Source organism: Bellilinea sp., from assembly GCF_034432615.1.
Taxonomy (GTDB): domain Bacteria; phylum Chloroflexota; class Anaerolineae; order Anaerolineales; family Anaerolineaceae; genus Bellilinea.
Genome location: NZ_DAOUBL010000381.1, coordinates 1 through 4579 on the forward strand (window position 1 = coordinate 1; position 4579 = coordinate 4579).

At 48.6% G+C, this 4579-nt stretch carries 5 protein-coding genes and 1 tRNA gene; 5 read left to right on the forward strand and 1 reads right to left on the reverse strand.

Translation table 11 applies throughout. From position 1 onward, the window contains the following. The coding region (locus tag VAE48_RS16775; RefSeq protein ID WP_322794486.1) for an ABC transporter permease at positions 1-600 on the forward strand (600 nt) is incomplete at its 5' end. Next, on the forward strand, positions 593-1765 hold the full coding sequence (locus tag VAE48_RS16780) for a lipocalin-like domain-containing protein (protein ID WP_322794487.1): 1173 nt from the start codon (positions 593-595) through the stop codon (positions 1763-1765). The genes VAE48_RS16775 and VAE48_RS16780, both read left to right, overlap by 8 nt. A gap of 8 nt (positions 1766-1773) precedes the next feature. Here VAE48_RS16780 and VAE48_RS16785 read toward each other — a convergent pair. Next, a tRNA-Val gene (locus tag VAE48_RS16785) sits at positions 1774-1847 on the reverse strand. Between the two features lie 81 nt (positions 1848-1928). On the opposite strand from VAE48_RS16785, the gene VAE48_RS16790 reads away from it, so the two are divergent. The 3 genes from VAE48_RS16790 to VAE48_RS16800 all read left to right on the forward strand — a co-directional run bounded on the left by VAE48_RS16790 (position 1929) and on the right by VAE48_RS16800 (position 4579). Further along, entirely contained in the window at positions 1929-2699 is a 771-nt protein-coding gene (locus tag VAE48_RS16790; protein ID WP_322794488.1) for a fumarylacetoacetate hydrolase family protein, read from the forward strand. Positions 2700-2961: 262 nt separating this feature from the next. Beyond that, positions 2962-3711 (forward strand): response regulator transcription factor, encoded by a 750-nt coding sequence (locus VAE48_RS16795; RefSeq protein ID WP_322794489.1) that lies wholly within the window; start codon positions 2962-2964, stop codon positions 3709-3711. A gap of 49 nt (positions 3712-3760) precedes the next feature. Next, positions 3761-4579: a sortase gene (locus tag VAE48_RS16800; RefSeq protein WP_322794490.1), complete on the forward strand. Its 819-nt coding sequence runs from the start codon at positions 3761-3763 to the stop codon at positions 4577-4579.

Below are 4579 nucleotides of genomic sequence, written 5' to 3' on the forward strand. Positions count from 1 at the left end.
GTCCTGATGTGGCAGGAAGTGTATCGTCAATGGTGGGCGGATGATGCGGTAACGGCGATCGGTTTACGGCTGAAAGATGGAATCAGCGCTGACGATGCCGCCAGACAAATTCAGCAAAATTTACAAACAGACCAAAATTTACTGGTTCGGGCAAATGCTGCTTTACGGGAAGATGTGATGGAGGTGTTTGACCGAACCTTTGCAATTACAGCTGCTTTGCGCATTTTGGCAACCGTAGTCGCTTTGATCGGCATCCTCAGCACCCTTTCTTTGCTGCAAATTGAAAAACAACGGGAAACCGGCATTCTCAAGGCATTGGGTGTTACCGGTCGTGAATTGTGGCGTTTGGTAATGTTGGAAACCGGTTTGATGGGTTTGATTGCCGGTTTGCTGGCTGCACCGACCGGCTATGTGCTGGCTGTTATCTTGATTGAGGTGATTAACTTGCGGTCATTTGGCTGGACAATTCTGCTTTCTGTAAATCCTTTGGCCTTCTTACTGGCCGTCATGATCGCGTTGGGGGCTGCGTTGGTAGCTGGTATCTTCCCGGCGATTAAAATGAATCGTCTTTCGGCTGCGGAGGCAATTCGTTATGAGTAAATATCAAACCATAATGGTTTTGGGGTTAGGGTTGATCGTTTCTGTACTGGCAAGTCAATTTGGTTTTCCTTCCATGGAGAAATCTGCAAGCGGTCAGGCAGGTGTGATCGAATATTTGCCTGTGGCAGTCGAGGGTAATTTTGCACGGGCAGAGGCGCCAATACCCTTTGAATTTCCCAAAGATCACGGCGCACATAACGACTTTCAAACGGAATGGTGGTATTACACCGGCAATTTGGCGACTGAGTCGGGTCGGCGTTTTGGGTATCAGTTAACCTTTTTCCGACGCGCGGTTGTACCGCCAGAAATGCGAATTGACCGTCCTTCGGATTGGTCGGTTGAACAGGTTTATCTGGCGCATTTTTCATTAACCGATGTACAAACCGGTCAGTTTTATGCCAATGAGAAGATCGGACGGGGCGCTGCCGGCCTGGCGGGGGCAGTGGGAGAACCTGCTTATCAAGTGTGGTTGGATGAGTGGCAGGTTGTGCAGGTGGGTGAGAATGAATACTTATTGCAAGCGAAAACGGATCAGGTGGCGGTTGAATTGCAATTGATTAATCGCAAAGGCGAGATATTACAGGGTGAGGAAGGATACAGTCGCAAGGGTGAGGAAGCCGGAAACGCCTCGTATTACATCAGTCAAACAAGGCTAGAAACAAGAGGGAAAATTACGGTATCGGACATTGATTATACGGTCAGTGGACTAAGCTGGATGGATCACGAGTTCAGCACCAGCGCCCTGGGTGAAGATCAGGTGGGGTGGGATTGGTTCTCGCTCCAACTGAATAATGACACGGAAATCATGCTGTTTACTCTCCGAAAAGAGGATGGAAGCATTGACCGTTTTTCAAGCGCAACTTTGATTTTAGCGGATGGGAGAGCGCAAAGGTTCAATGCGAATCAATTCATAGTTGAAGTCAAGGAACAATGGCTAAGCCCAAAAACCGGGGCAGTGTATCCATCCAGATGGCAGATTTTTATCCCAGAGGTTGATATTCTTTTGGATGTCCGTCCGCTTATTCCGGATCAGGAACTGGTGGTATCTTACATATATTGGGAGGGAGCCGTGTTTGCACAGGGAAATATGGGGGATCGGGCGGTCAGCGGTTATGGATATGTGGAATTGACTGGTTACGGGCAATCCATGCGCGGACGATTTTAAGGGATTTGTGGGCGGAACAGGACTCGAACCTGCGACCCCATCCTTGTAAGGGATGTGCTCTAACCTACTGAGCTATCCGCCCCTTGCAAAAGGTGGCAATATTATACCTTGTTTCTTTGTTCTGTGTTAAACTCGGTGAAAATAATCCCATGGTGAGGGTGGTATGAGATTTGTGCGTTTTCAGGTTGATCGGGAAGAACCCCGCTGGGGGTGGATCTTTGAGGATCGAATCGGGCCAATAGACGGGAATATCTTTGGGGATTACCGCCGCCTGCCGGCAGAAATGCCGCTCGAGTCAGTAACCTTATTAACACCCGTCCAGCCAACTAAAATTATTTGTATTGGCAGAAATTATGTAGATCACGCCCGTGAGCATGGGGTTGAGGTTCCAGAAATCCCCTTAATTTTCCTCAAGCCTCCCTCCAGTCTGATTGGGCATCGGCAGGCTATTGTTCTACCACCGCAATCCAAGCAGGTTGAACATGAGGCTGAATTGGGGATTGTCATCGGAAAAAAGGGACGTTGGATAACGGCTGATCAAGCCGGTCGTTTTGTTTTTGGTTATACCGTTGCAAATGATGTGACTGCTCGCGATCTGCAACGTAAGGATGGCCAGTGGACACGCGGCAAGGGTTTTGATACATTCTGTCCCGTTGGTCCGTGGGTGGAAACGCAGATTGATCCTTATGATTTATTAATTACCTGTCGGGTGAATGGCGATGTTCGGCAAATGGCTTCGACCCGAGATATGGTTTTTTCCATTCCGCAGTTGATAGCCTTCATCTCCTCGGTCATGACGCTGGAGCCGGGCGACTTGATTTTAACGGGGACGCCCGCCGGCGTTGGCAAGCTGGAAGCGGGCGATAAGGTTCAAATTACCATTGAAGGAATCGGAGAGTTGATTAATCCGGTAATCAGTGAGGCGAACTCGTGAAAAGAGGCGGTTTTTTATAGTTTAATGATGGTTAGTATTGACAAACCGATTTTTTTTACTATAATGAAATTAACTTCTATATTTTGAGCAATTAAGTCTCATTAAAAAACACCATACTCTTTAGAAGAGGCGGCGTTGATCTGAATGCTGAAATTGGTCGCTTTGCCCGTTGCGCAAACGGAGCAGGCATTCAGGGAGCCAATAGCGAAACCGGCCTGGCGCCGGTTTTTGTATTTGAAAAACAGCCAAGGAGGAAAAAGCGATGGAAACACCCCGGGAAGAAGTTGGAGCGGATCTGGATGAATTTTATGCCAGTGAGCGTCCGCGGGTTCTGGTTGTGGAGGATGACCAGGATACGGCCTTTTTGCTCAAGCAAATTCTTCGCCATGCTGGCTTCGATGTGCTCAGCGCTTCGAATGGGAAAGAAGCGCTCAACAAAGTCAGTCTCAGTTTTCCCGATTTGATCGTACTAGACTTGATGATGCCCGAGATGGATGGGTGGGAAACGGTAGATCGGCTGCGTGAAATTAGCAACACTCCCATCATTGTGGTGACTGCATTGACCAATAAAGATAATGTGGTTACCTGCTTGCAAAAAGGTGTGGATGACTACATGACCAAACCTTTTTACAAGGCAGAAGTGGTGGCACGGGTCAATGCCGTTTTACGTCGCTCAAAATCCAACCGCGAAGGTAACCGCTATGTCTTTCCGCAGATTGGGCTGGCAATTGATACACAAACCCGCGAAGTGCGCCTCCGCAATACGCGGATTCAATTGACCGGTAAGGAATTTGGTGTGCTGCTGATGCTTGCCAAACACGCACCGGAGATTGTGCATTACCAAAAAATTGCACAAGGGGTTTGGGGAAGGGACTTTCCGCAGGCGCGGCAGCGTATTAAGTATCTGGTATACCTGCTTCGCCAGAAATTTGAAGAAGTTGATCCTGCCTTTGCGGAGCGCATCATCAACATTGACCGCTTGGGTTATAAACTCAACACGGGTGAGGAATAATCCTGAGAGTAACAATACGAATACTGAATCATAGCAAAGTTTGTAGCGAGTGATTAACCGAAAATCAAAACCATTAGTACTTATTGGTATTTTGTTCGTTTTGGTCGGGATTACCGGTTCGGTACTGTCTGTTGCTGAACTGGTGGGTGTACAATTTGCCAGTTTTGAAGATTGGGAACAAAATCAGGGTGAGACGGGGTTTATTCCACTTTCTGTGCCTTTGAATCTGGAAAGTGAATATGCACAAGAGGGTTTACCACCCCTGCCCACTTTGCCTGCCTTGCCGGAAATTACTCCCGGCTCAAGCAGCGGAAACGAGCCAAATTCACCCACTCCCATCCCGGTTTTTACGATTACTCCCCAGGCTACCCGACCGGCGGTCATCCCAACCCGTCTGATCATTCCATCTATTCAGTTAGACGCACCCGTTCTTCCGACCAAAGCCAAACAAACCCGAATTGGTAGGGAGGTGTACGAACAATGGCAGGCGCCCAACAAGTTTGCCGCAGGTTGGTATACCGGTTCGGCAGTTTTAGGGCAGGCAGGTAACACAGTGCTGGTTGGACATCATAACGTGGATGGCAAAGTCTTTGAAAATTTGCACAAGCTCCAACCCGGCGATGAAATTGTTTTGATTGGAGGTATGGTTGGTTATCGCTATCAGGTAGTCAATGTGATGATTCTGCCTGAGCGCAATGTGGACGTTCAGACACGGCTGGAAAATGCGCGGTGGATTCTGCCTTCTGAGGATGAACGGATTACGCTGGTTACCTGTTGGCCGGCATGGACGAATACCCACCGGTTGATCGTCGTTGCTCAACCGGTGGGCGAACCACTTACCATCTCTGAAGAACCTGCTGCTTATTGA